Raw genomic sequence first — 24,443 nt, forward strand, 5'->3', positions numbered from 1 at the left:
CGATCTAGTGCTGCGCAACAGCCTCACGCAAGACGTCCGCCGGCCCGTGCAACTGCAGGTCGGCGAGACCGAGCCACGCCGCCAGGGCGCGCAACTGCCCCGCCAGGGCATCCAGCCCCTCGTCATCCAGCCCTGCCGCCTCCAGATGCACCGCATGCACCGCCAGGCGCGATTGTGCGCGTTCGGCGCGTAGATCCACCCGTGCCGCCAGCCGCTCCCGATAGAGAAAGGGCAGCACGTAGTAGCCATAGACCCGTTGGGGCGCCGGGGTATAGATCTCCAGCCGATAGCGGAAACCGAACAGCTGCTCGGTGCGCTCGCGCTCCCAGACCAGGGAATCGAAGGGCGACAGCAGCGCCGCCGCCTGCACCGGACGCCCGGGATTCGGCGCCCCGGCCACATAGGCCGGCTTCGACCAGCCCTGTACCTGAAACGGCTGCAGCCTGCCCTCCTCCAGCAATTCGGCGATGCCCTGCCTCGCTTCGGCGGGACTCAGGCGAAAGTAATCGCGCAGCTGGCCTTCGCTCGCCACGCCCAGGGCACGGGCACTGCGCAGGAGCAATGCCCGGCGCGCGGCTTCGGGTGTAGGGGCAGGCGCCGCGAGGATCTCCGCCGGGAGCACCCGCTCGGGCAGGTCATAGAGGCGCTCGAAGCCGCGCCGTCCGGCCACCGTCACCTCACCCGCGGCGAACAGCCACTCCAGCGCCAGTTTGCCTGGGCTCCAATCCCACCAGGGGCCAGCCCGCTCGACCCGCTTCGCCAGGCTGCCAGCGCCCAGCGCGCCGCGCTGCACCACCGCCTCCAGGGTCTGGGCGACGACCTGCGGCTGCTCGACGGCGAACCGCGCCAGCTGCCGATAGATGCCAATGCCCTGGCGCGCCTGATCGCGTCGCCAGCGCAGTTCGGCCCAGACCTCGGCCGGCACCAGCGAGGCCTCGTGAGCCCAGCACTCATAGAGCTGCCGCTTGCGCCCCTGACCCCAGGCCAGGGTATCGAAGTCGGCGAAGGCATAGTGGCCGAGACGACTGAACAGTGGCAGATAGTGCGAGCGCACCAGGGCATTGACCGAGTCGATCTGCAGCACATTCAGGCGTGCGGCCTGGCGGTACAGGGTGGCCAGGCCCGCGCCGCCCTTGGGTTGACTACCGAAACCCTGGGCACGCAGGGCCAGGCGCCGGGCTTCGCGCAGGGAAAGGCTATCCATCCGAGCTCCTGACAGAGAGAGGTGATCTTCCACCCTAGCAGGATCGGCGGCGGCCCTCCTCTGCGGGTTGCTGCCAGAACGGTTTGTCGGCTTCCTGCCAGGCATCGGCGCGACTCAGACCGAGGTCGTGCAGCGCGCCCTCATCCAGTCGATAGAGCGCCCGGCGTTGGTGGGAAAGCTCCACCGCGCGGCGCAACCAAGCCCAGACTTGCCGCAGACGGAAGGTGACGCCGGGAACACCAGGGGTATGCGCGGACGAATCTCGTTGAGCCATGAGCCGGGCCATGGTGAATCTCCTTCTCCAGGGGGTGTGGCGCAAGTCTGAAAGCCGGCATAACATCAATCCAACGAATCTTTCTGATGCGATCCATTCACCTGGTTGATGTCATGAATTATCCGAGCATAGAGACCGATCTGTTGCGCACCTTCGTCGCCATCGCCGATCAGGGCGGCTTCACCCGCGCGGCCGAGGTAGTCAACCGCACCCAGTCGGCGGTGAGCATGCAGATGCGCAAGCTCGAAGAGGACGTGCTGCAGCGGCGGCTGTTCGAACGGGAGGGCCGCCAGGTGCGCCTGACAGCGGAGGGTCAGATCCTGCTGGGCTTCGCCCGGCGGATCCTCAAGCTGCATGGCGAGGTGATGACCACCCTGCGCGAACCGCACATGGTGGGAACGGTGCGTATCGGCACCCCCGACGATTACGTCATGAGGTTCATTCCCGGCATCCTGGCCGGCTTCGCCAAGGCCTATCCACTGGTGCAGGTGGACGTCCATTGCGAGACCACCGCCGGCCTGCTGCAACGCCAGGACCTGGACCTGACCATCGTCACCCGTGAACCGGGCAACGAGATCGGCCTCCCCCTGCGTCGCGAGCGCTTCATCTGGGCCGAGGCGCCGGGTTTCGATGTCCACCAGCGCGATCCGCTGCCGCTGGCGATGTTCAACACCTCGTGCTTTCTCAGCGAATGGGCGCGCCGGGCGCTGGACAATCGCGGACGCGGCTATCGCCTGGCTTACAGCAGCCCGAGCCTTGCCGCTCTGCTCGGCATCGTCAAGGCCGGCCTGGCGGTCACCGCGCAACTGGAAAGCCTGCTGCCGAGCGAGCTGCGCCGGCTGGGAGAAGCCGACGGCATGCCGGACCTGCCGGCCTGCTCCATCGAACTGCTGCGCAATCCGCGCAGCGCCTCGCCGATCATCGACACCCTCGCCGAGCATATCGCCGAGGGCTTTCGGCAGTAGGACTTGCCTGAAAAGTCGACGAGCGCAGGTGAGGCAAGGCAAAAATCAGCGAGGAAGCGGAGTTTACAAATGGTAAATGAGCATTCCGAGCTGATTTTTAACGCAGCATCACCAATGCGCAGGCATTTTTCAGACAACGTCTAATCAGCGCAGCGCCAGCAGCACCGCACACAGCAGCAGAAAACCGCAGAACAGCAGGCGCAGCAGCCGCTCGGGCAACTGGTGCGCGAGCCGCACGCCCCAGCTGACGCTGAGCAGGCCACCCAGCGCCAGCGGCAGGCCGACGTGCCAATCCACTTCCCCGTGCCAGGCATAGCTGGCCAGGGTGACCCCGGTGGTGGGCAACGCCATGGCCAGCGACATGCCCTGGGCCGCCACCTGGGTCATGCCCATCACCCCGGCGAGAATGGGGGTGGCGATCACCGCGCCACCGACGCCGAACAGCCCGCCGACCAGCCCTGCCACCAGCCCCAGCACCCCGAGCCCCAGGCGACTCGGCGTGGTCAGCGGCGGCTGGCCACGGCGATAGAGTTGCCAGAGGTTGTAGAGCACCAGCACGAGCAGGAAGCCGACGAAGCCGTGGCGCATGGAGCGGGCGTCCAGGGACACCGCCAGCGCCGTACCCGCCAGGGCCGAGAGCATGCCGGCGGCGGCCAGCAGACCGGCGCGTTGCCAGTCGATGCGATTGCGCTGGTTGTACTTGTAGACCGACAGCAGCACGTTGGGCACCACCATCACCAGGGCGGTGCCCTGGGCCAGTTGCTGGTCGAGGCCGAACAGCAGGGCCAGCACCGGGATGGCGATCAAGCCGCCGCCGATGCCGAACAACCCACCCACCACACCCAGCACCGCCCCGAGGGCGATATCAATCAAGAGCTGAGACAGCAATTCCACGGCGCACTACCCAGAAGCGAACGGATTCGGAAACCGCTGTCCGGCGCACCGCCAGCGGAGCGCCAGACAGCAAAAAGCCCGGCAAGCCGGGCTTTCTATCGAGATGCCAGGTTTAGACCTTGGCGCGCGACTTGTACTCGTTGGTACGGGTGTCGATCTCGATGTGGTCACCGATGTCGCAGAACTCGGAGACCTTCAGCTCGTAGCCGTTGTTCAGGCGAGCGGTCTTCATGACCTTGCCCGAGGTGTCGCCGCGAACGGCCGGCTCGGTGTAGGCGATCTGGCGCACGATGGTGGTGGGCAGTTCGATGGAGATGACGCGGTCGTTGTAGAACACCGCTTCGCAAACGTCGGTCATGCCGTCTTCGATGAAGGCGATGGCATCGCCCAGGTCGTCTTTCTCGACTTCGTACTGGTTGTAGTCGTTGTCGACGAACACGTACAGGGGATCGGCGAAGTAGGAATAGGTCACTTCCTTGCGATCCAGAATCACCGGCTCGAGCTTGTCGTCGGCGCGGAAGACGGTCTCGGTCGCGCTGCCGGAGAGCAGGCTCTTCAGCTTCATCTTGACCACTGCAGCGTTACGGCCGGACTTGTTGTATTCAGCTTTCTGGATGACCCAGGGAGCGTTGTCGATCATGGCCACTTGGCCGGCACGGAACTCTTGTGCGGTTTTCATGCGGTTATCCGTATGGATGGAAGAACGGGATTTCGAGGCGCCATATGATAGCCAATCTGTATGGAAATGCACCAGGCTGCCGGCAAGATCGCTGTGAGAAGCCATCCGATCGCTCCAATCACGCGCCAGCAGACGCCAGGTTTCGACCTGCGCCTCCAGCGCCGACCAGGCGGCCGCCAGGTCCCCGCGACCGTTCCAGGCCAGCCAGAGGGCGCTGACCGCGGCGGCCAGCGCCGGCGTGCCGGACGCGACATAGCGCGCCAGGAAGGCCTCGAGCTTGACGAAATGGGCGTCCTCTTCCTGCGGATAGATGTGCCAGACGAAGGGATGCGCCGCCCATTGCGCGCGGACGAAGGAGTCCTCGCCACGGATGGCATTGAAGTCGCAGCACCACAGTAGCCGGTCGTACTCCTGCTGGGAGACGAAGGGCAGCACCTGCACCCGCAGGGCGCCGCGACGATGGCCGTCGCCGGCCTTGAGCCAGTCCACGCCGAGCCAGGCGGCAACGTTCGCCAGCACCCGCCCTTCCGGCACCAGCAGGCAGGTGGGCCGGGCACCGGCGCTGAGGGCGTCGAGCCAGTCGATCAGCGCCGGGTTCTCGTAGGCGAACAGCGAGAACAGCCGCTCCCCGGGCTGGCGCCGGACGCCCAGCCCAGCGAGAAAGTCGTCCTGGGCCGCGGCAGCCTGGAGGAAGCCGTCACGCTGATCGAGCAGCTCGCGCTCGCGCAGCAGCCCGCCCACCTTGGCGGTAAAGCCGGGAAAGAAGAAGTACTTGTTCAGCCCGGTGGGCTGCAGCGACGGCAGGGCGTGACAGCCTTCGATCCACTCCTCCGCGCTCAGGTATTCCAGGTTGAGCCAGAGCGGGCGCTCGGCGCGGCGCGCCATGGCGCTGACGAAGCCTTCCGGCAACTGGCAGGCGAAGGCTTCCACCACCACGTCACCCGGCTCGGTCGCCGTCCAGTCGGCGTGCCAGCGTCGCACCTCGACGCCGCGGTGCCATTGCTGCTCGGCCGCACCCTCGACTCCCGGCTGGATCCGCGCCAAGGGATAGAGGTCGTCGATCCAGAGGCGGACCTGCTGTCCATGCTCGGCGACCAGCTGATGGGCCAGACGCCAGGTGATACCCGCGTCGCCATAGTTGTCCACCACCGTGCAGAAGATGTCCCAGGCTGCCATGCCATACCTCTAAGTCATTGATATCGAATCGTGTTCCGCCTGATTGGCGGGCGGACGCGGGAGGGCTTCCAGTGAACCCAGTCACACCGCGACCAAGAGCGGGCCGGTAGTATCCGCGCTTTTTCGGACGGATTCTCCATGTCGTTGCGCCCTGCCCTGCTGTTCTGCCTGAGCCTGGCTTCCCTGAGCGCCCTGGCGACGCCGCAGCCGCCGCAGCCGCCGCGTACCTTCGGCGAAGCCAAGGTGGTGGCGGCAAAGGTCTATGCCAAGCAAGGTGTGGACTTCTATTGCGGCTGCCACTACAGCGGCAACACCGTGGATCTGAAAAGCTGCGGCTACGTCCCGCGCAAGAGCGCCCAGCGCGCTAGCCGCATCGAATGGGAGCACATCGTCCCAGCCTGGGTGATCGGCCACCAGCGCCAGTGCTGGCAGAAAGGCGGTCGCAAGAACTGCACGGCCAACGACCCGGTGTACCAGAAGGCCGAGGCCGACCTCTTCAACCTGGTACCGGTGGTCGGCGAGGTCAATGGCGACCGCAGCAACTTCGCCTTCGGCTGGCTGCCGCAGAAACCCAGCCAGTACGGCGCCTGCCAGATGGTGGTGGACTTCAAGGCCAAGACCGCCATGCCGCGCCCGGAGATCCGCGGCATGGTCGCCCGCACCTACTTCTACATGAGCGATCGCTACGGCCTGCGCCTGTCCAAGCAGGATCGCCAGCTCTATACCGCCTGGACCAAGCAGTATCCCCCGGAGGCCTGGGAGCGCCAGCGCAATCAGCGCCTGGCCTGCATCATGGGTCGCGGCAATCCCTACGTCGGCGAGACCAAGGCCTGCAAGTGAGGCGACTCAGCACCTGTCCGCAGCCGTTCAGGCGGCGGTTGGAATCCCGCTGTGGAATCTCAGCTCGCGATCACCGGAGGTGATCAATTCCACCTCCAGGGCGCGGACCTCGGCGATCTTGGCGTCGACGTCCTCCCGCTCGCCATAGAGATAGGCGAGCTTGAGATAGTCCTGGAAATGCCGGGCCTCGGAGGCCAGCAGGCCGCTGTAGAACTTGCCCAGCTCCGCGTCCAGGTGGGGCGCCACCGCACCGAAGCGCTCGCAGGAGCGGCATTCGATGAAGGCACCGATCACCAGGCTGTCGGTCAGCTTCAGCGGCTCATGGTTGCGGCAGAGCTTGCGCAGGGCGCCGGCATAGCGCGCCGAACTGACGTTGCGGTGCTCGATGCCGCGGCGCTTCATGATCTGCAGCACCTGCTCGAAATGGCGCAGCTCTTCGCGGGCGATGCGCGACATCTTCCAGGACAGCTCGGCGCGATTGGAATAGGTGAACAGATAGTGGAAGGCGGCGCCGGCGGCCTTCTTCTCGTTGTTGGCGTGGTCCTGCAGCAGCGTCGGCAGGTCCTGCAGCGCGGCCTCGACCCAGGCATCCGGCGTGTGGCAACCGAGGAATTCGTTCATCTCGGGCAAGGACATCAGCGTGCTCCCGTGCAAAAGCCGCGCATTATAGAGAAAGGCAGGCGCCTGGGCAGCGCCGCCTGCCTGCTGGCGTTCAGACGCGGGTGTCGATGCCTTCGAGCAGGAAGCGCGGCGCGATGTAGCGGTCGTAGTGGGCTTCGGAAAGCAGGAAGAATTCCCGGTCGATGGCGTCGCGCAACTCGGCCAAGGGTCGATCGCGAAACTCCGGCAAGAGGCGTACGCCATAGGCATCCAGTTGCTGGATGTGGCGTGCGCCCCGCGCCAGCAACTGATAGGCCCAGCAATACTCCGACTGATCGGGCCGGAAGCGGATGCTGCGTTGCTGCAGTTGCTGGCGCAACAGCCCCGGATCGAAGACATCGACCTTGGCCGACACCACCTGCACCAGCAGCAGCTCCAGACGCGCCCAGACGGCGCGCCGCTCCTCTTCGCCGTAGAGATTCCAGTTCACCACCTCGTGGTGGAATCTCTTGCAGCCACGACAGACGTGATCGCCGAACATCGTCGAGCACAGGCCGACACAGGGCGTCTTGATGACAGGAGCGGGCATGGGCGGCAAGCCTTGGAGCAAAACACCTAGTCTAGCCGGAAACGTCAACGACCGGCGCGGGTGGCCCGCGCCAGTCGTACAGAATCCCATCCTGATCACAGGACGCGGATCACACCGCGGCGACACCTCGGCTCGCCACCGGACTGGCGCTGCGGCGGCTCAGGCCGTAGAAGAACAGCCCACCCAGGAAGCAGCCGGTGAACCAGGCGAAGTTGGCGATCGGCTTGAACCAGGGCACGAAGGTGAAGCACAGCCCGATCAGCGCCGCCGCGACCAGCGCCTGGACCGCTACCCAGTTGACGCCGCCGCTGTACCAGTAGGCGCCACTCGGGCTGTCGTCGAACAGCGCATCGACCTCGATGCGGCCCTTGCGCAGCAGGTAGTAGTCCACCAGCAGGATGCCGAACAGCGGGCCGATGCAGGCGGCCAGGACGTCCAGGGTGTAGTGGATCACCTCGGGGTTGTTGAACAGGTTCCAGGGGGTGAGAAAGATCGAGGCCACCGCGGCGATCATGCCGCCCGCGCGCCAGCTGATCTTGCTGGGCGCCACGTTGGCGAAGTCGAAGGCCGGCGAGACGAAGTTGGCGACGATGTTGATGCCGATGGTGGCGGTCACGAAGGTGAAGGCGCCGAGCAGCACCGCGGTGGTGTTGTCGATGCGGGCCACGGTGGCGATGGGATCGTGGATCATCTCGCCGAACACCGGGAGGGTGCCGGACACGATCACCACGGTGACCAGGGAGAACGCCAGGAAGTTGATCGGCAGGCCCCAGAAATTCCCGCGACGCACATCCTGCATGGAGCGGCAGTAGCGGCTGAAGTCACCGAAATTGAGCGTGGGCCCGGAGAAATAGGACACCACCAGGGCGATGGCGACGATCACCTGGCCGAAGGCGGCCCAACCGGTCAGCTGCTTTTCCGCCAGGGTGAAGCTGATGTTGCTCCAGCCGGCGCGCCAGACGATCCAGGCGGCGAGCAGGAACATCACCGCATAGACGGCGGGACCGGCCCAGTCGATGAAGCGACGGATGGACTCCATGCCCGCCCAGAAGACGCAGGCCTGCAGGAACCAGAGGGTGAGAAAGCCGCCCCAGCCCAGATAGGACAGGCCCAGGAAGCTGCTGTCGCCATAGATTGCCAGCGCGGGAAAGAAGCGCAGCACCACGATGACCAGGGCGCTGGAGGCCAGATAGGTCTGGATGCCGTACCAGGCCACCGCGATCAGGCCGCGGATCACCGCCGGGATGTTCGCGCCGAAGACGCCGAAGGCCAGGCGACAGATCACCGGATAGGGTACGCCAGCCTGCTGGCTGGGCCGGGCGACCAGATTGGCGATCACCTGAACGATGCAGATTCCCACCAGCAGGGCGATCAGCACCTGCCAGCTGGCCAGGCCCAGGGCGAACAGGCTGGCGGCGAAGACATAGCCGCCGACACTGTGCACGTCGCTCATCCAGAAGGCGAAGATGTTGTACCAATTCCATTTCTGCTCGACCGGGCCGAGGTCATCGTTGTACAGACGTGGGCTGTAGCCCGGGGGAATCTGCTGGTTCATGGATCGCCTCCTCCGTGGTGGCGGGCACCTGCATACGGCGCTCGCCTTTTTTTGTATACAATCCGACTAGGCAGAGTCCGTGCCAGGTGCCCCAAGATGGCCTTAACTCGCTGGCTTCACAGGGAATTTCCTGAATGGGAGGCGCTAATCCCAGGACCGGGGCGTTACCGGGCGCGCACCCCACTGGGGCGTCAGGTGGCAGCAAGGCGCTACCTTGGCGCACAGCGCCCGCCACATTCGCGCATCGTCAGCGCCCCAGACTTTGTATACAATTCAGGCAAATCGCCGGAGTCAGCCCATGAGTGCAGTACCCGCGTCACTCGCCGTTGCCGCCTCCCCGCGGGACGAGCGGATCTACCAGGACATCCTCGAGGCCATCGTCGAGCATCGCCTGGCGCCGGGCACCCGGCTGCCGGAAGACACCCTGGCGGAAACCTTCGGCATCAGCCGCACCGGCATCCGCAAGGTGCTGCAGCGACTGGCGCTGGAACGGCTGGTGACCCTGCGCGCCAATCGCGGCGCCCAGGTCGCCCAACCCAGCGCCAAGGAAGCCCAGGACATCCTCGCCGCGCGCCAGCTGATCGAACCGGCGCTGATGCCGCTGGTGGCCGCGCGTGTCGACGGCGCCCAGCTGGCGTCCCTGCGCCAGCTCTGCCTGGAAGAGCACGAGGCCCAGCATGGCGGGCGCCACAGCCTGGCGATCCAGCTGTCCGCGCGCTTTCACGTCGAACTGGCCGCGCTGGCCGACAACCAGGTACTGACCGAACAGGTCGCCCAGTTGGCCAGCCGCTCCTCGCTGCTGATCGCCATCTATGGCTCGCGGCACAGCCTGGGCTGCGATTGCGGCCAGCACGAAGACCTGCTGGACCTGCTCGCCCGGGGCGCGGGTGCGGCCGCCAGCGACTGGATGGCGCGCCACCTGCGCCTGATCCGCGAGTCCCTCCGGATCGACCGGCCCGCGGCCGCCGAGCCCGATTTCCGCAGCATCTTCAAACGCAGTTGAGGCCCCCATGCAGATCCAGGTCATCAATCCCAATACCAGCGCCAGCATGACCGCCAAGATCGGTCGCGCGGCCCAGGCCATCGCCCGTCCGGGCACCACCATCCTCGCCAGCAATCCCGAAGCCGGCCCCGTGTCCATCGAGAGTCACTACGACGAGGCGGTGGCCGCGGTCGGCGTGATCGAGGAGATGCGCAAGGGCGTCGAGGCCGGCTGCGCGGCCCATGTCATCGCCTGCTTCGGCGATCCGGGCCTGCTCGCGGCGCGGGAAATGGCCAGGGGGCCGGTGCTGGGCATCGCCGAGGCCGGCTTCCATCTGGCCAGTCTGCTGGCCACCCGTTTCGCCGTGGTGACCACCCTCACCCGCACCCGCATCATCGCCGAGCACCTGCTCCAGCGGTACGGCTTCGCCGAACTGTGCACCTCGGTGCGCTGTATCGACCTGCCGGTGCTGGCCCTGGAAGCCGCCGACGACAGCCTGGTCGAGCTGATCGCCGCCGAGGGTCGTCGCGCCCGTGACGAGGAAGGCGCCGGCGCCATCGTGCTCGGCTGTGGCGGCATGGCCGATCTGCGCGAGGCCCTGAGCGAGGCCATCGGCATCCCCGTGATCGAAGGCGTCAGCGCCGCGGTCAAGCTGGCCGAGTCACTGGTCGACCTGGGACTGGGCACCAGCAAGCACGGCGACCTGGCCTACCCCATCGCCAAGCCCTTCAGCGGACGCTTCGCCCATCTGGGCCGTTAGCCTGCGGCCAGGGCCAACGACCGGTAGCAGAGATGCGACAACGCAGCGCTTAACTTCGCCCGAGGCTTGGCGTAGAATTAGGCAGCCTTATAGGCGCAATGTCCGATACGAAGCTGTTTTCAAAGCGTCACGAGCGAAGTATCCGGTGATCCGGCAGCGGCGGCCTCATCAACCGCCCTGCTGCCGATCAGCTCCTCAGCAGCCGGCGTAAAACTTTGAAAACAGCTTCCGGCGGAATGCGTCCGGCGCGACGGCGGTCCTGCCCGCAGCCTCCCCCGTCATACCCTGCCGGATACATTCCGGGGCGCCAGCCCCCGGACGCAATATTGGACCACTGATGAGGGTCAACCTGTGCTTGAAGCCTATCGTAACCACGTAGAAGAGCGTGCCGCCCAGGGCATCGTGCCCCAGCCGCTGAACGCCGAGCAAACGGCCGGTCTGGTCGAACTGCTGAAGAATCCCCCGGCCGGCGAAGAAGAATTTCTCGTCGACCTCATTACCAACCGCGTGCCGCCGGGCGTCGACGAAGCCGCCTACGTGAAGGCCGGTTTCCTCTCCGCGGTCGCCAAGGGCGAAACCCAGTCCCCGCTGATCTCCCGCCAGCGCGCCACCGAGCTGCTGGGCACCATGCAGGGCGGCTACAACATCGCCACCCTGGTCGAGCTGCTGGACGACGCCGAACTGGGCGCCGTGGCCGCCGATCAGCTCAAGCACACCCTGCTGATGTTCGACGCCTTCCACGACGTGGCCGAGAAGGCCAAGGGCGGCAACGCCCACGCCAAGGCCGTGATGCAGTCCTGGGCCGAAGGCGAGTGGTACAAGAAGCGTCCGGAAATCGCCGAGAAGTACACCCTGACCGTGTTCAAGGTCCCTGGCGAAACCAACACCGACGACCTCTCCCCCGCCCCCGATGCCTGGTCGCGTCCGGACATCCCGCTGCACGCCCTGGCCATGCTGAAGATGGCTCGCGACGGCATCGTGCCCGAGCAGCAAGGCAGCATCGGTCCGCTGAAGCAGATCGAGGAAGTGCGCGCCAAGGGCTTCCCGGTCGCCTACGTCGGTGACGTGGTCGGTACCGGTTCTTCCCGCAAGTCCGCCACCAACTCGGTGCTGTGGTTCTTCGGCGACGACATCCCCTACGTGCCGAACAAGCGCGCCGGCGGTTTCTGCTTCGGCTCCAAGATCGCCCCGATCTTCTACAACACCATGGAAGACGCCGGTGCCCTGCCGATCGAATTCGACGTGTCGGCGCTGGAAATGGGCGACGTCATCGACGTCTACCCCAAGGCCGGCAAGGTCACCCGCCACGGCAGCGACGAGGTGCTCGCCACCTTCGAACTCAAGACCCCCGTGCTGCTGGACGAAGTCCGCGCCGGCGGCCGTATCCCTCTGATCGTCGGCCGTGGCCTGACCGAGAAGGCGCGTGCCGAACTGGGCATGGGTCCGACCGACCTGTTCAACAAGCCGGACCAGCCGGCCGAGAGCAGCAAGGGCTACACCCTGGCGCAGAAGATGGTCGGCAAGGCCTGCGGCGTCGAGGGCGTGCGCCCCGGCACCTACTGCGAGCCGAAGATGACCACCGTCGGTTCCCAGGACACCACCGGCCCGATGACCCGCGACGAACTGAAGGACCTGGCCTGCCTGGGCTTCTCCGCCGACCTGGTGATGCAGTCCTTCTGCCACACCGCGGCCTATCCCAAGCCCATCGACGTCAAGACCCACCACACCCTGCCGGATTTCATCCGCACCCGTGGCGGTGTTTCCCTGCGTCCGGGTGACGGCATCATCCACAGCTGGCTGAACCGCATGCTGCTGCCCGACACCGTCGGCACCGGTGGCGATTCCCACACCCGCTTCCCGATCGGCATCTCCTTCCCGGCCGGTTCCGGCCTGGTCGCCTTCGCCGCGGCCACCGGCGTCATGCCGCTGGACATGCCGGAGTCGGTACTGGTGCGCTTCAAGGGCAAGATGCAGCCCGGGATCACCCTGCGTGACCTGGTGCATGCCATTCCCTACTATGCCATCCAGAAGGGCCTGCTCACCGTCGAGAAGAAGGGCAAGAAGAACATCTTCTCCGGCCGCATCCTCGAGATCGAAGGTCTGGAAGACCTGACCGTCGAGCAGGCGTTCGAGCTGTCCGATGCCTCCGCCGAGCGTTCCGCCGCCGGTTGCACCATCAAGCTGTCGCCCGAGTCGATCACCGAGTACCTGCAGTCCAACATCACCCTGCTGCGCTGGATGATCGAGGAAGGCTACGGTGACCCGCGCACCCTGGAGCGCCGTGCGCGCGCCATGGAAGCCTGGATCGCCAACCCGGAACTGCTCTCCGCCGATGCCGACGCCGAATACAGCGAAGTCATCGAGATCGACCTGGCCGAGATCAACGAGCCGGTGCTGTGCGCCCCGAACGATCCGGACGACGCCCGCCTGCTGTCCCAGGTGGCCGGCGACAAGATCGACGAGGTGTTCATCGGTTCCTGCATGACCAACATCGGTCACTTCCGTGCCGCGGGCAAGCTGCTGGACAAGGTCAAGGGTTCGATCCCGACCCGCCTGTGGCTGTCGCCGCCGACCAAGATGGACCAGCACCAGCTGACCGAGGAAGGCTACTACGGCATCTACGGCAAGGCCGGCGCGCGCATGGAAATGCCGGGCTGCTCGCTGTGCATGGGCAACCAGGCCCGGGTGGCCGCCAACGCCACCGTGGTCTCCACCTCCACCCGTAACTTCCCCAACCGCCTGGGCGACGGCGCCAACGTCTATCTGGCGTCGGCGGAGCTGGCGGCGGTGGCCTCGATCCTGGGCAAGCTGCCCACCGTCGAGGAATACATGGAATACGCGAAGAGCATCGACAGCATGGCCGCGGACGTCTACCGCTACCTGAGCTTCGACCAGATCGCCGAATTCCGTGAAAGCGCCGAGAAGGCCCGCATCGCCGCCGTCGAAGTCTGACGCCAGCGTTCGGTACTGAAAAACCGCCCTTCGGGGCGGTTTTTTTATGTCCGCTCCCAGTAGTGTGGACAACGCGCAGCTTGTCCACGTGGAAGGCCGGGCGGGAGGCCATTGGTAGCGGTCCGTGGAAAAGGCTGCGCCGTTTTCCACACTACGCCTCGTTCGCTGGCGTGAGAGGCACGCGCCTTAAGCACCGGTTAACCCAGGCGCCTTTACCCTCGGCCCTCCATTACCATTGAGGTACCCGCCATGAAAGGTCTTGCTGCCATCACCCTGACCGCCCTGCTGCTCGCCGTCAGCCAGACGAGTCTAGCAGCGGGTTGCATCAAGGGCGCCGTGGCAGGCGGCGTGGCCGGGCATATCGCCGGACACCATGCCATCGCGGGTGCGGTAGCCGGTTGCGCAATCGGCCACCACCTGGCCACCAAGGCCAAGGAAGAACAGCAGCATCCTCACTCCTGAGGATGCTGCGCACGGCCGTATCGCTAATTCCCACGCCCCTTCCGGAGCATCACGCAGATGCCACGCTCACTCGTCGCAATGCTGTTGTCTCTCGGTCTTTGCAGTGCCACTGCGGCTGCCTGGGCCGCGGAACCGATGGCGCCGACCGCTACCCGCTCCCTAGCCGCGGCCTATGAGCCGCGCCTGAAGATAGGCGCCGCCATCGAGCCCGACCAGCTGCAGGGGCCCGATGGCGCCCTGCTGACGCAACAGTTCAGCAGTGTCGTGGCGGAGAACGCCATGAAACCCGCGCGCATCCATCCGCAGGAGGACAGCTACGTCTTCGCCCCCGCGGATGCCATCGTCGCTTTCGCCCAGCGCCATGGACTGGCGATTCGCGGCCATACCCTGCTCTGGGGCAGCCATACGCCGGACTGGTTCTGGCAAGGGGATGGCGGCCAGCCGGCCTCGCGCGAGCGGGTGCTGCAGCGGCTGCGTCAGCACATTGCCACCGTGGTGGGGCGTTACCGTGGCCGGGTCTATGCCTGGGATGTGGTCAACGAGGCCATCGATCCCAACCAACCCAGCTGCCTGCGTAACGACCGCTGGCTGCAGGTAGTCGGCCCGGACTATCTCGCCGTGGCCTTTCGCGCCGCCCATGCCGCCGATCCCCAGGCGCGGCTGTTCATCAACGACTTCAACACCCAGGAACCGGCCAAGCGCGACTGTCTCGCGCGGGTCGTCAAGGGGCTGCTCGCAGAAGGCGTGCCGGTACAGGGCATCGGCCACCAGACCCATATCAGTATCTACTGGCCATCCCTGGCGGCGATCGATCAGTCGCTCACCACCTTCGCCCGCCTCGGACTGGAAAACCAGATCACCGAGCTGGACATGAGCCTCTACCAGCATCACGACTACCAGCCGCAGCAGCCACTGGCGCAGCGCCTGAACCTGCAGGCCGAGCGTTATCGCGACCTCATGGCCCTGGTGCTGGCCCACCCCGAGGTTGCCGCGGTGACCTGGTGGGGCGTGGCCGATGACCACAGTTGGCTGAACCACCAGCCCGGGGCGCCAGGGGATGACCAGCCGCTGCTGTTCGATCGCCAGCAGCGACCGAAACCGGCCTTCTGGGCGGTGCTGCACCAGGCGCCCCACGGGTAGCTTGTCGTCCGGGCAGGCTCTGGTGCGCGGCTTGTCCACGGAAGATTTGCAGCAAGCGGCGAACCCCCGAAGCCTCGCCAGGTCAATTGTTACAGGACATTACTTTGCACCCACGAGAGGTCGCCACCATGAAGCTCCTGCCTACCCTTGCCCTGTCTGCTCTGCTGCTCGGCGCCAGCCAAGTCACCTTCGCCGCCGGTTGCGTCAAGGGCGCCGTGGTCGGCGGCGCCGCGGGCCATGTCGCCGGTGGTCACGGCGTTGCCGGCGCCGCCGCGGGCTGCGCCATCGGGCACCACGAGGCCAACAAGAAGGCCAAGGAAGAACAGCAGAACGCACCCAAGCAATAGTCGCGAGGCTCCGCCAGGACTGGCGGGGCCGATTTAACGCTTTCTTTACGCCCCACCACCGCTCCCCGCCTCGCTTCTTTACGCCCCTCCTCCCGACAATTTCTCCACGCGGCAACTGCCGTCTCTGGAGAACTCGTGATGACCCCCTGGAATCTTCTGGCCCTGCTCCTGGCACTGGGTCTGTTCGTCTATCTGCTGGCGGCGCTGTTGCGCGCCGGCCGCTCCTAGGGAGGCGGCATGGACAGCCAAGCCGCGTTCCTGATCCTGGCCTTCCTGGCCCTGACCTTTCTTCCCGCGCCCTTCCTGGGGCGTTATTTCTACCGCGCACTGGAAGGCGAGCGGACCTGGCTGACCTTCGTCGGCGGGCCCCTGGAGCGCCTGACCCTCAAGGCGGTGGGCACCGATGGCCGCGGCCAGGACTGGCGCACCTATGCCATCGCCCTGGTGCTGTTCAATGGGCTGGGAATCGCGCTGCTGTTCGCCATCCTCGTGCTGCAGGGCGGTCTGCCGTTGAATCCGCAGCATCTGCCCGGGCTGGAATGGACCCTGGCGCTGAACACCGCCATCAGTTTCGTCACCAACACCAACTGGCAGGCCTACAGTGGCGAAGCCTCGCTGAGCTACTTCAGCCAGATGGTCGGCCTCGGTGTGCAGAACTTCGTCAGCGCCGCAGTAGGTGTGGCCGTGCTCGCGGCCCTGGCTCGCGGCATCACCCGCCGCAGCGCCCAGGCCATCGGCAACTTCTGGGTCGATCTGTTTCGCGCCACCTTCTATGTGCTGCTGCCGCTGTGCCTGCCCCTGGCGCTGCTGCTGATCTGGCAGGGTGTGCCCCAGACGTTCGCCGCCCATGTCGATGCCACCACCCTGCAGGGCGCCAGCCAGACCCTGCCGCTGGGCCCGGCCGCCAGCCAGATCGCGATCAAGCAGCTGGGCACCAACGGCGGTGGCTTCTTTGGCGTCAACTCGGCGCACCCCTTCGAGAACCCCACGGCGCTGAGCGATCTGCTGGAGTTGTCGGCGATCCTCATGATTCCGGCGGCCCTGGTGTTCAGCTTCGGCCACTACGTCAAGGATCGGCGGCAGAGCTGGGCGATCTTCGCCGCCATGTTCGGCCTGCTGGTGATCGGTGGCGCCGTGGCCATCGGCGCCCAGAACCACGCCGACCCCGCGCTGGCCGGCCTGGCGATCACCCAGGGGGCTTCCCTGGAAGGTCTGGAGACCCGCTTCGGCGGTACCGCGTCGGCGCTCTGGGCGACGGTGACCACCGCCGCCTCCAATGGCTCGGTGAATGCCATGCATGACAGCCTGGCGCCCCTGACCGGCCTGATCGCGCTGTTCAACATGATGCTGGGCGAAGTGATCTTCGGCGGCGTCGGCGCCGGCCTCTACGGCATGTTGCTCAACGTGCTGATCGCCGTCTTCATCGCCGGCCTCATGGTCGGCCGCACGCCGGAGTACCTGGGCAAGAAACTGGAAGCGCCCGAGGTGCGGCTGCTGGTGGCGACCCTGCTGGTCATGCCGCTGGGCGTGCTGGTGCTGGGCGCCATCGCCGCCAGCGTCCCGGCCGGCGTCGCCGGGATCGCCGCCACGGGTCCCCATGGCTTCAGCCAGCTGCTCTATGCCTATACCTCGGCCACGGCCAACAACGGCTCGGCCTTTGGCGGCTTCAGCGCCAATACGCCCTTCCACAACCTGATGCTGAGCCTGGCCCTGCTGATCGGTCGCTTCGGCTACATCCTGCCGGTCCTGGCCATCGCCGGCAGCCTGGCCGCCAAGCGGCCCGTGCCGCTCGGCCCCAACAGCTTCCCCACCCACGGCCCGCTGTTCGTCACCCTGCTGGTGATCACCCTGCTGCTGGTGGGTGGCCTGACCTTCCTGCCGACGCTCGCCCTGGGGCCGATCGCCGACCATCTGCAACTGTTCGGAGTCCGCTGAAATGGATGCCCAGACCCACACCCTGCCCACTCCCACCCCTGGCACCCTGTGGCGCCAGGCGCTGCGGCAGGCCTTCGTCAAGCTCGACCCGCGTCAGCAGATCCGCTCGCCGGTGATGTTCGTGGTGGAGGTCACCGCACTGTTCTCCACCCTGCTGTGCCTGGCACCCAGCAATGGCGTGAGCACCGGGGTGGCGGTGCAGATCACCCTCTGGCTGTGGTTCACCCTGCTGTTCGCCAACTTCGCCGAAGCCCTCGCCGAGGGGCGCGGCAAGGCCCGCGCCGACAGCCTCAAGGGCATCGGCCAGAACCTGGCCGCGCGCCTGGAGGAAAACGGCGAGCAGCGCATGGTGCCGGCCAGCTCCCTGCGCAAGGGCCAGATCGTGCGGGTGGAAGCCGGCGAGCTGATCCCCGGTGACGGCGAGATCATCGAAGGCGTGGCCGCGGTCAACGAGGCGGCCATCACCGGGGAATCGGCGCCGGTGATCCGCGAATCCGGCGGCGATCGCTCGGCGGTGACCGGCAACACCCGGGTGGTGTCGGACTGGATCCGGGTGCGCATCACCGCCAACCCCGGCGAATCGACGCTGGACCGGATGATCGTCCTGGTGGAGGGCGCCAAGCGCCAGAAGACCCCCAACGAGGTCGCCCTGGACATCCTGCTGATCGGCCTCACGCTGATCTTCCTGCTGGTGGTGGTGACCCTGCAGCCCTTCGCCGTCCTGGCCGGTGGCGAGCTGCCGCTGCTGTTCCTTGTGGCGCTGCTGGTGACCCTGATCCCCACCACCATCGGCGGCCTGCTCTCGGCCATCGGCATCGCCGGCATGGATCGCCTGGTACGGCTGAACGTGATCGCCACCTCGGGGCGCGCCGTGGAGGCCGCCGGTGACGTCCATACCCTGCTGCTGGACAAGACCGGCACCATCACCTTCGGCAACCGCCGCTGCAGTGCCCTGTACGCGGCCCAGGGCATCACCCCCAAGGCCCTGGCCGAGGGCGCCCTCTATGCCTCGCTCGCCGACGAGACCCCGGAAGGCCGTTCGGTGGTGGAATACCTGCGCAACCTGCACCCACTGGAAGAGCCGCCACGCGCCCAGGTCATAGCCATTCCCTTCAGCGCCGAGACGCGCCTGTCGGGCATCGACTGGCAGGGCCGCGAGTATCGCAAGGGTGCGGTGGACGCCGTGCTGATGTTTCTCGGCCAGACCCGCGCCGACCTGCCCGAGGTGCTGGCCCGGGAGATCGAGACCATCGCCAGGAGTGGCGGCACCCCGCTGCTGGTCTGCGGCGAAGGCCGGTTGCTGGGTGCCATCCACCTCAAGGACGTGGTCAAGCCGGGCATTCGCGAGCGCTTCGCCGAACTGCGCACCCTGGGCATCCGCACCGTGATGGTGACCGGTGACAACCCCCTGACCGCCACCGCCATCGCGGCCGAGGCCGGGGTGGACGACGTCATCGCCGAAGCCACCCCGGAAAAGAAGCTGGAGCGCATCCGCAGCGAACAGGCCGAAGGCAAGCTGGTGGCCATGTGCGGCGACGGCGCCAACGACGCCCCGGCCCTGGCCCAGGCCGATGTCGGCATGGCGATGAACGACGGCACCCAGGCCGCCCGCGAGGCCGCCAACCTGGTGGACCTGGATTCGGACCCCACCAAGCTGCTCGACGTGGTGCAGGTGGGCAAGGAGCTGCTGGTGACCCGCGGCGCCCTGACCACCTTCTCGGTGGCCAACGACGTGGCCAAGTACTTCGCCATCCTGCCCGCGCTGTTCGCCGGCATCTATCCGCAGCTGAACGTGCTCAACGTGATGCACCTGGCCAGTTCGCAGAGCGCCATCCTGTCGGCCATCGTGTTCAACGCCCTGATCATCGTCGCGCTGATTCCCCTGGCGCTGCGCGGGGTCCGGGTCAAGGCCGCCAGCGCCGCCGCCCTGTTGCGTCGCAACCTGCTGATCTATGGGCTGGGCGGCATCGTCGTGCCCTTCGTCGGCATCAAAGCTATCGACCTGGCGCTCGGCGCCCTGGGTCTGGTCTGAGGAGACCGCCATGCTCATGCAATTGCGTTCCGCCCTGCTGATGCTCCTGCTGCTCAGCGCCCTGACCGGGGGCGCCTACCCCCTGCTGGTGACGGTGCTCGGCCAGGTGCTGTTCGCCGATCAGGCCGGCGGCAGCCTGCTCCAGCGTGCCGACGGCAGCGTCCTCGGCTCGCGCCTGATCGCCCAGAAATTCAGCGGCCCCGAGTGGTTCCAGCCGCGCCCCTCGGCCGGCGACTACGCCACCGTCTCCAGCAGCGCCAGCAACCTGGCGCAGTCGGCGCCGGGGCTGCGCGAGCGGATCGAGAAGGCGCTGCCCGACGCCCAGGTGGCCGGTCAGGGCCCGGTGCCCCAGGAATTGGTGACCACCTCCGCCAGCGGCCTCGACCCTGACCTCACCCCGGCCGGTGCCCGCTACCAGATCGCCCGCGTCGCCGCCGCACGCGGCCTGGCACCGGAGCGTCTGGAAGCCCTGGTGAGCGAGCAGACGCGCACCTCGCGCTTCGGCCCGGCAACGGTTAATGTCCTGCTTCTCAATCTGGCCCTGGCGGAACTGGCTCCATGACCGACAGCACCGGGCGCGCCGAAGCGCTGCTCGCCGAACACCGCGAAGGCCGTGGGCGCCTCAAGGTCTTCCTGGGAGCGGCGCCTGGCGTAGGCAAGACCTATGCCATGCTGCAGGCGGCCCAGACCGCCCTGCGCCAGGGCCGCCGGGTACGCGCGGGGATCGTCGAGACCCATGGGCGGCGGGAGACCGCCGCCCTCCTCGCCGGCCTGCCGCAGCAACCGCTGCGGCGGGTCGAGCACCGCGGCCTCAAGCTCAGCGAACTGGATCTGGAAGGCCTGCTGGCCGATCCGCCGGAACTGGTGCTGGTCGACGAACTGGCCCACAGCAATGCCCCCGGCAGTCGCCATGCCAAGCGCTGGCAGGACGTCGCGGACCTGCTCGCCGCCGGCCTGAACGTCTACACCACGGTCAACGTCCAGCACCTGGAAAGCCTCAACGACGAGGTGCGCGACATCACCGGCGTCCAGGTGCGCGAGACCGTGCCCGACCAGGTGCTGCTCGACGCCGATGACCTGGTGCTCATCGATCTGCCGCCCCGGGAACTGCTGGAGCGCCTGCGCGAGGGCAAGGTCTATGTGCCCGAGCAGGCGCGCGCGGCCATCGATGCCTTTTTCAGCCAGACCAACCTCACCGCCCTGCGCGAGCTGGCCATGCGCACCGCCGCCGTCCAGGTGGATTCGGCGCTCGCCCTGAGATACCGCCAGCAGGGCCAGGCCGCGCCGCCGCTGCTGGGCCGCCTGATCGTCGGCGCCGGTACCGCGCCGTCGGCGGAGCGCCTGGTACGCCATGCCAGCCGCCTGGCCGATCAACGCCACCTGCCCTGGACCCTGGTCCACGTCGACACCGGCCAGCCGTTGGACGATGCCGCCCGCGCCAACCTGCAAGCCAGCCAGCGCCTGGCCGAGCGCCTGGGCGGTGAGGTGCTGACCCTGCGCGACAGCGATCCGGCCCGCGCCCTGGTCCGCCATGCCCGCGACCAGCGCGCCAGCGTGCTGCTGATCGGCCGCGGCCGCCCGCGCGGCTTCAGTCTGCGGCGCCGCCTGGCCAGTCGCCTGCTGCGCCTGGCCCAGGGGCTGGAAATCGCCATCCTCGATCTGGATCGCGACGCGCCGCCCGCTGCCCGGCCGCGTCGGGCGATCAGGCCCGGCCCCTATGGCGCCGCCGTCCTGGCGACCGCCGTGGCCGCGGCCATCGCCGAGGGCCTGTCCGGACTGCTGGAACTGCCCAATATCTCGCTGATCTTTCTCGCCGCCGTCCTGCTGGTGGCGGTACGCAGCAGTCGCGGCCCGGCGTTGTTCTGCGCCCTGCTGGGCTTTCTAGCCTACGATTTCCTGTTCATTCCGCCGGCCTTCTCACTGACCATCAACCGCGAGCAGGACGTCCTCACCCTGGCCTTCTTCCTGCTGATGGCCCTGCTCACCGGCGATTTGGCCGCTCGCCAGCGGCGCCAGCTGCAGGCGCTGCGTCGGACCCAGCGCGAGACCCTGGCGCTGCTGGACTTCACCCGCCAGCTGAGCGCCGCCAGCGATCGCCAGGCGGTGGTCAGCGTCACCCTCAAGCAACTGGGCGACGCGACGCGCCACGTCTGCCTGCTGTTGCCGGAAAAGGGTGGCCGGCTGGTGACCCAACCGGGCGATCTCATGCTGGCCGACAGCGAACGCATCGCCGCCGAATGGGCCTGGAAGCAGGAAAAGCCGGCCGGGTGCGGCACCGATACCCTGCCCTCCGGTGGCTGGTGGTGGTGGCCCCTGCTGAGCGAGAGCGGCAGCCTGGCCGTGCTGGGCGTACGGCGTGACGATGCCCAGCCCCTGGACCACGCCGTACGTCGCCAGGTGGCCAGCCTGGCGCAGCCGCTGGCCCAGGCCCTGGCGCGGGTGCGCCTCAGCGAGGATCTCGAAGCCGCGCGCCTGCACGGCGAGACCGAACAGCTGCGCAGCGCCCTCCTCGCCTCGGTGTCCCACGACCTGCGCACGCCACTGACGGTGATGCGCGGCTCCATCGATGCCCTGGCGACCCTGGGCGAGGCCATTCCCGCCGGCGATCGCCAGGAGTTGCTGGAAGCCACCCGCCAAGAGGCCGAACGCCTCGATCGCTATATCCAGAATCTGCTGGACATGACCCGCCTCGGCCACGGCAGCCTGCAGCTGGCGCGGGACTGGGTCGACCCCGGCGACATCCTGGCCAGCGCCCTGCAGCGCCTGCAGCCGCTGCTGAGCGGATTGCAGGTGGCCACCCGGATCGAGCCGGGCCTGCCCTTGCTCTGGGTTCATCCGGCGCTGATCGAACAGGCGCTGGTCAACGTGCTGGAGAATGCCATCCGCTTCTCCGCACCCGGCGGGCGGCTGGAGATCAGCCTGCGGCGCCAGGGCACTGAACTGCAGATGGCCGTGGCCGACGAAGGCCCGGGCATTCCGCCCGAGGACCGCACGCGGATCTTCGACATGTTCTATACCGCCGCCCGCGGCGATCGGGGCGGCCAGGGGACCGGTCTGGGTCTGGCGATCTGCCAGGGCATGGTCGGCGCCCATGGCGGACGGGTCAGCGTGGAAGACGGCCTGGACGGTCGCGGCACCACGATGCGCATGCACCTGCCACTGCCCGTGCCGCCGGTGGAACAAGGCTGAATCACCCGGCGGTCGCAGCGGCCAAGAGCCTGTTCAAGGCTCGCGAGCTAGAGCCAAATAAGCCGAAAATGGTTGAGGAAGCGGAGTCTTCAGGTAGTAAATGAGCATTCCGAAGCCATTTTCAACGCCGTTTGGCCGACACGCAGCAGCCTTTGAACAGGCTCTACGATGACGCCCTCTTGTGTGGAACCCCCTCAGATGCCCGCTCACGTCCTCGTCATCGACGATGAACCCCAGATCCGCAAGTTCCTGCGCATCAGCCTCGCGGCCCAAGGCTACCAGGTCAGCGAAGCCGCCACCGGCGCCGAAGGCCTGGCCCAGGCGGCGCTGGGCCAGCCGGACCTGGTCATCCTCGACCTGGGCCTGCCCGATCGCGACGGCCAGGCAGTACTGGTGGACCTGCGCGAATGGTCCGCCGTACCGGTGCTGGTGCTGTCGGTGCGAGCGGACGAGCGCGAGAAGGTCCGCGCCCTGGATGCCGGCGCCAACGACTACGTGACCAAGCCCTTCGGTATCCAGGAATTTCTGGCCCGCAGTCGCGCCCTGCTGCGGCAGACCCCGGCCACGGCGACCCAGCAGGTCGCGGCGCTGGAGGTTGGCGATCTGAAGGTGGATTTCGCCTATCGTCGGGTCCTTCTGGGCAGCAGCGAAGTGGCCCTGACCCGCAAGGAATACGCCGTGCTGGCCACCCTCGCCCACCATCCGGGACGGGTGGTGACCCAGCGGCAATTGCTGATCGATATCTGGGGCCCGACCCATGCGCAGGACAGTCATTATCTGCGCATCGTGATTGGCCATCTCCGGCAGAAGTTGGCGGACGATCCGCTGGCGCCGCGCTATGTCGTCACGGAACCCGGCGTGGGTTATCGCTTGCGCGTCGAAGGTTAGCCGTCCTGGGCTGAATGCTGCTCGCCCAGTGCGGAAATAAGCCGTCTTCCCCGTTATCACCCGTCCATGACCGTCGGCATAAGTATGGCTGGCATTGGCCTTATCTCATGAGCGCGCGGAAGGCTAAAGGATATGATGAATACGACGGTAGCCGCAGTTAGAAAGGCGCCGGGAAACAGATCGCCCCGCTATGGGCTTGAACGTAGCGTAATTGCGGGACGCGCTAACGTCGCAGCGGCGGGAAAAGGATTGCGGTCGGTAGGTCCGCCTTGCGCAGCCACCGACCGCAATTCGGGCAAGACGTTACTGCAGCCAGCCTTCCACGGTATCGGCGCCGTGTTCGGCTTTCCAGGCTTTGAGCAACTTGTGGTTGCCGCCCTTGGTTTCGATGACTTCGCCGGTCTTGGGATGCTGGTAACGCTTGGTGCTGCGCGGACGACGCTTGCCAGCCGGCTTTTCCGGATGTGGCGTCTGTGCCTTGTGCTTGGGGGCAGCGTTGGGATCCAGGATGCCGATGATATCGCCCAGGTTCATGTGATATTCATCCATCAAGGCCTGGAGCTTACTTTCAAACTCGATTTCTTTCTGCAGGGAACTGTCTTGCTTGAGATCTTCGAGCAGTTGCAGTTGGGCACGAAGTTGCTCTTCGGCAGCACGGAATTCGGCGAGACGGGACATGGGCACTCCTGGCGACAATCTGAAAAGGTTACTGGAAACTTCGCCCGCGGGCTAAAGTTGCACGCGAAGATAAAGGATTGATGCCCCGGATGCCAGTGACACGTAATCCTTTTGAAAAAATAGCGACCACTTCTTGCGACGGCAAGTTTGAATATTAAGAAAACCCTGAGCCAAGTCGGAGAATGCGCGCCAACCAGGTCTTGATAGCCATCTTTGCAAGTAACCTGGTAGTAACCGGATCCATCGAAGAAAAGCCGCTTAATACGAACCCTCAACTCAACTGCATAATCATGCAGAAGTTG

Annotated in this window: 22 protein-coding genes and 1 pseudogene; 14 read left to right on the forward strand and 9 right to left on the reverse strand. The window is 66.6% G+C overall.

All coding sequences use genetic code 11. The features are described from left to right. Positions 1–4 precede the first annotated feature (4 nt). Together RCF34_RS01705 and RCF34_RS01710 are read right to left on the reverse strand one after the other, a co-directional pair. Complete coding sequence (locus RCF34_RS01705) at positions 5–1,204, reverse strand: DNA glycosylase AlkZ-like family protein (RefSeq protein WP_308706608.1); 1,200 nt, start codon at positions 1,202–1,204, stop codon at positions 5–7. Positions 1,205–1,238: 34 nt separating this feature from the next. After that, positions 1,239–1,490 carry a DUF1127 domain-containing protein gene (locus RCF34_RS01710; protein WP_308706609.1) on the reverse strand — a complete coding sequence of 84 codons (252 nt, stop codon included), beginning with the start codon at positions 1,488–1,490 and terminating at the stop codon, positions 1,239–1,241. 101 nt (positions 1,491–1,591) lie between these two features. Here RCF34_RS01710 and RCF34_RS01715 point away from each other — a divergent pair, with 101 nt between their 5' ends. Continuing rightward, entirely contained in the window at positions 1,592–2,443 is an 852-nt protein-coding gene (locus tag RCF34_RS01715; protein WP_308706610.1) for a LysR substrate-binding domain-containing protein, read from the forward strand. Positions 2,444–2,587: 144 nt separating this feature from the next. On the opposite strand, the gene RCF34_RS01720 is transcribed toward RCF34_RS01715, so the two are convergent. From RCF34_RS01720 to earP, 3 genes and pseudogenes are all read right to left on the reverse strand, one after another. Then, complete coding sequence (locus RCF34_RS01720) at positions 2,588–3,328, reverse strand: sulfite exporter TauE/SafE family protein (RefSeq protein ID WP_308707506.1); 741 nt, start codon at positions 3,326–3,328, stop codon at positions 2,588–2,590. A 121-nt stretch (positions 3,329–3,449) separates the two neighbouring features. Further along, on the reverse strand, positions 3,450–4,016 hold the full coding sequence (gene efp / locus RCF34_RS01725; protein ID WP_308707507.1) for an elongation factor P: 567 nt from the start codon (positions 4,014–4,016) through the stop codon (positions 3,450–3,452). A gap of 48 nt (positions 4,017–4,064) precedes the next feature. Beyond that, positions 4,065–5,192, reverse strand: a pseudogene (gene earP, locus RCF34_RS01730) (elongation factor P maturation arginine rhamnosyltransferase EarP); the annotation flags it as partial. A 138-nt stretch (positions 5,193–5,330) separates the two neighbouring features. Here earP and RCF34_RS01735 point away from each other — a divergent pair. Beyond that, entirely contained in the window at positions 5,331–6,032 is a 702-nt protein-coding gene (locus RCF34_RS01735; RefSeq protein ID WP_308706611.1) for an endonuclease I family protein, read from the forward strand. Between the two features lie 27 nt (positions 6,033–6,059). On the opposite strand, the gene RCF34_RS01740 is transcribed toward RCF34_RS01735, so the two are convergent. From RCF34_RS01740 to RCF34_RS01750, 3 genes are all read right to left on the reverse strand, one after another. Further along, entirely contained in the window at positions 6,060–6,671 is a 612-nt protein-coding gene (locus RCF34_RS01740; protein WP_308707508.1) for a tRNA isopentenyl-2-thiomethyl-A-37 hydroxylase MiaE, read from the reverse strand. Positions 6,672–6,744: 73 nt separating this feature from the next. Further along, positions 6,745–7,221, reverse strand: coding sequence for a DUF1289 domain-containing protein (locus RCF34_RS01745; protein WP_308706612.1), 477 nt, complete (start codon positions 7,219–7,221; stop codon positions 6,745–6,747). Positions 7,222–7,330: 109 nt separating this feature from the next. Continuing rightward, positions 7,331–8,776 (reverse strand): NCS1 family nucleobase:cation symporter-1, encoded by a 1,446-nt coding sequence (locus RCF34_RS01750; RefSeq protein WP_308706613.1) that lies wholly within the window; start codon positions 8,774–8,776, stop codon positions 7,331–7,333. 298 nt (positions 8,777–9,074) lie between these two features. Between RCF34_RS01750 and RCF34_RS01755 the strand changes: the two genes are divergently transcribed. The 12 genes from RCF34_RS01755 (at position 9,075) to RCF34_RS01810 (ending at position 23,463) form a co-directional block, all read left to right on the forward strand. Then, positions 9,075–9,779: a GntR family transcriptional regulator gene (locus RCF34_RS01755; protein ID WP_308706614.1), complete on the forward strand. Its 705-nt coding sequence runs from the start codon at positions 9,075–9,077 to the stop codon at positions 9,777–9,779. 7 nt (positions 9,780–9,786) lie between these two features. Then, entirely contained in the window at positions 9,787–10,518 is a 732-nt protein-coding gene (locus RCF34_RS01760; RefSeq protein WP_308706615.1) for an aspartate/glutamate racemase family protein, read from the forward strand. Between the two features lie 351 nt (positions 10,519–10,869). Beyond that, the gene (gene acnB, locus RCF34_RS01765; protein ID WP_308706616.1) at positions 10,870–13,470 is read left to right on the forward strand and encodes a bifunctional aconitate hydratase 2/2-methylisocitrate dehydratase; all 2,601 of its coding nucleotides are present in this window, start codon (positions 10,870–10,872) and stop codon (positions 13,468–13,470) included. 249 nt (positions 13,471–13,719) lie between these two features. Further along, positions 13,720–13,932 carry a hypothetical protein gene (locus RCF34_RS01770; RefSeq protein ID WP_059229620.1) on the forward strand — a complete coding sequence of 71 codons (213 nt, stop codon included), beginning with the start codon at positions 13,720–13,722 and terminating at the stop codon, positions 13,930–13,932. Positions 13,933–14,067: 135 nt separating this feature from the next. Further along, positions 14,068–15,072, forward strand: a complete 1,005-nt coding sequence (locus tag RCF34_RS01775; RefSeq protein ID WP_308706617.1) for an endo-1,4-beta-xylanase — start codon at positions 14,068–14,070, stop codon at positions 15,070–15,072. A gap of 128 nt (positions 15,073–15,200) precedes the next feature. Further along, the gene (locus RCF34_RS01780; protein ID WP_308706618.1) at positions 15,201–15,419 is read left to right on the forward strand and encodes a hypothetical protein; all 219 of its coding nucleotides are present in this window, start codon (positions 15,201–15,203) and stop codon (positions 15,417–15,419) included. Between the two features lie 138 nt (positions 15,420–15,557). Further along, entirely contained in the window at positions 15,558–15,647 is a 90-nt protein-coding gene (locus RCF34_RS01785) for a potassium-transporting ATPase subunit F (protein ID WP_017640468.1), read from the forward strand. Between the two features lie 9 nt (positions 15,648–15,656). Then, on the forward strand, positions 15,657–17,354 hold the full coding sequence (gene kdpA / locus RCF34_RS01790) for a potassium-transporting ATPase subunit KdpA (protein WP_308706619.1): 1,698 nt from the start codon (positions 15,657–15,659) through the stop codon (positions 17,352–17,354). Position 17,355: 1 nt separating this feature from the next. Continuing rightward, positions 17,356–19,386, forward strand: a complete 2,031-nt coding sequence (gene kdpB, locus RCF34_RS01795; protein WP_308706620.1) for a potassium-transporting ATPase subunit KdpB — start codon at positions 17,356–17,358, stop codon at positions 19,384–19,386. Between the two features lie 10 nt (positions 19,387–19,396). Then, complete coding sequence (gene kdpC, locus RCF34_RS01800; RefSeq protein WP_308706621.1) at positions 19,397–19,948, forward strand: potassium-transporting ATPase subunit KdpC; 552 nt, start codon at positions 19,397–19,399, stop codon at positions 19,946–19,948. Next, the gene (locus RCF34_RS01805) at positions 19,945–22,575 is read left to right on the forward strand and encodes a sensor histidine kinase KdpD (RefSeq protein WP_308706623.1); all 2,631 of its coding nucleotides are present in this window, start codon (positions 19,945–19,947) and stop codon (positions 22,573–22,575) included. The genes kdpC and RCF34_RS01805 overlap by 4 nt, the downstream gene beginning before the upstream one ends. Before the next feature lie 198 nt (positions 22,576–22,773). Beyond that, positions 22,774–23,463: a response regulator gene (locus RCF34_RS01810; protein WP_308706624.1), complete on the forward strand. Its 690-nt coding sequence runs from the start codon at positions 22,774–22,776 to the stop codon at positions 23,461–23,463. Positions 23,464–23,766: 303 nt separating this feature from the next. On the opposite strand, the gene RCF34_RS01815 is transcribed toward RCF34_RS01810, so the two are convergent. After that, positions 23,767–24,141 (reverse strand): histone-like nucleoid-structuring protein, MvaT/MvaU family, encoded by a 375-nt coding sequence (locus RCF34_RS01815; protein ID WP_288436011.1) that lies wholly within the window; start codon positions 24,139–24,141, stop codon positions 23,767–23,769. Between the last annotated feature and the right edge of the window lie 302 nt (positions 24,142–24,443).

Origin of the sequence: Pseudomonas sp. 102515, assembly GCF_031085165.1 — a bacterium.
In the GTDB taxonomy this organism is placed as follows: Bacteria; Pseudomonadota; Gammaproteobacteria; order Pseudomonadales; family Pseudomonadaceae; genus Chryseomonas.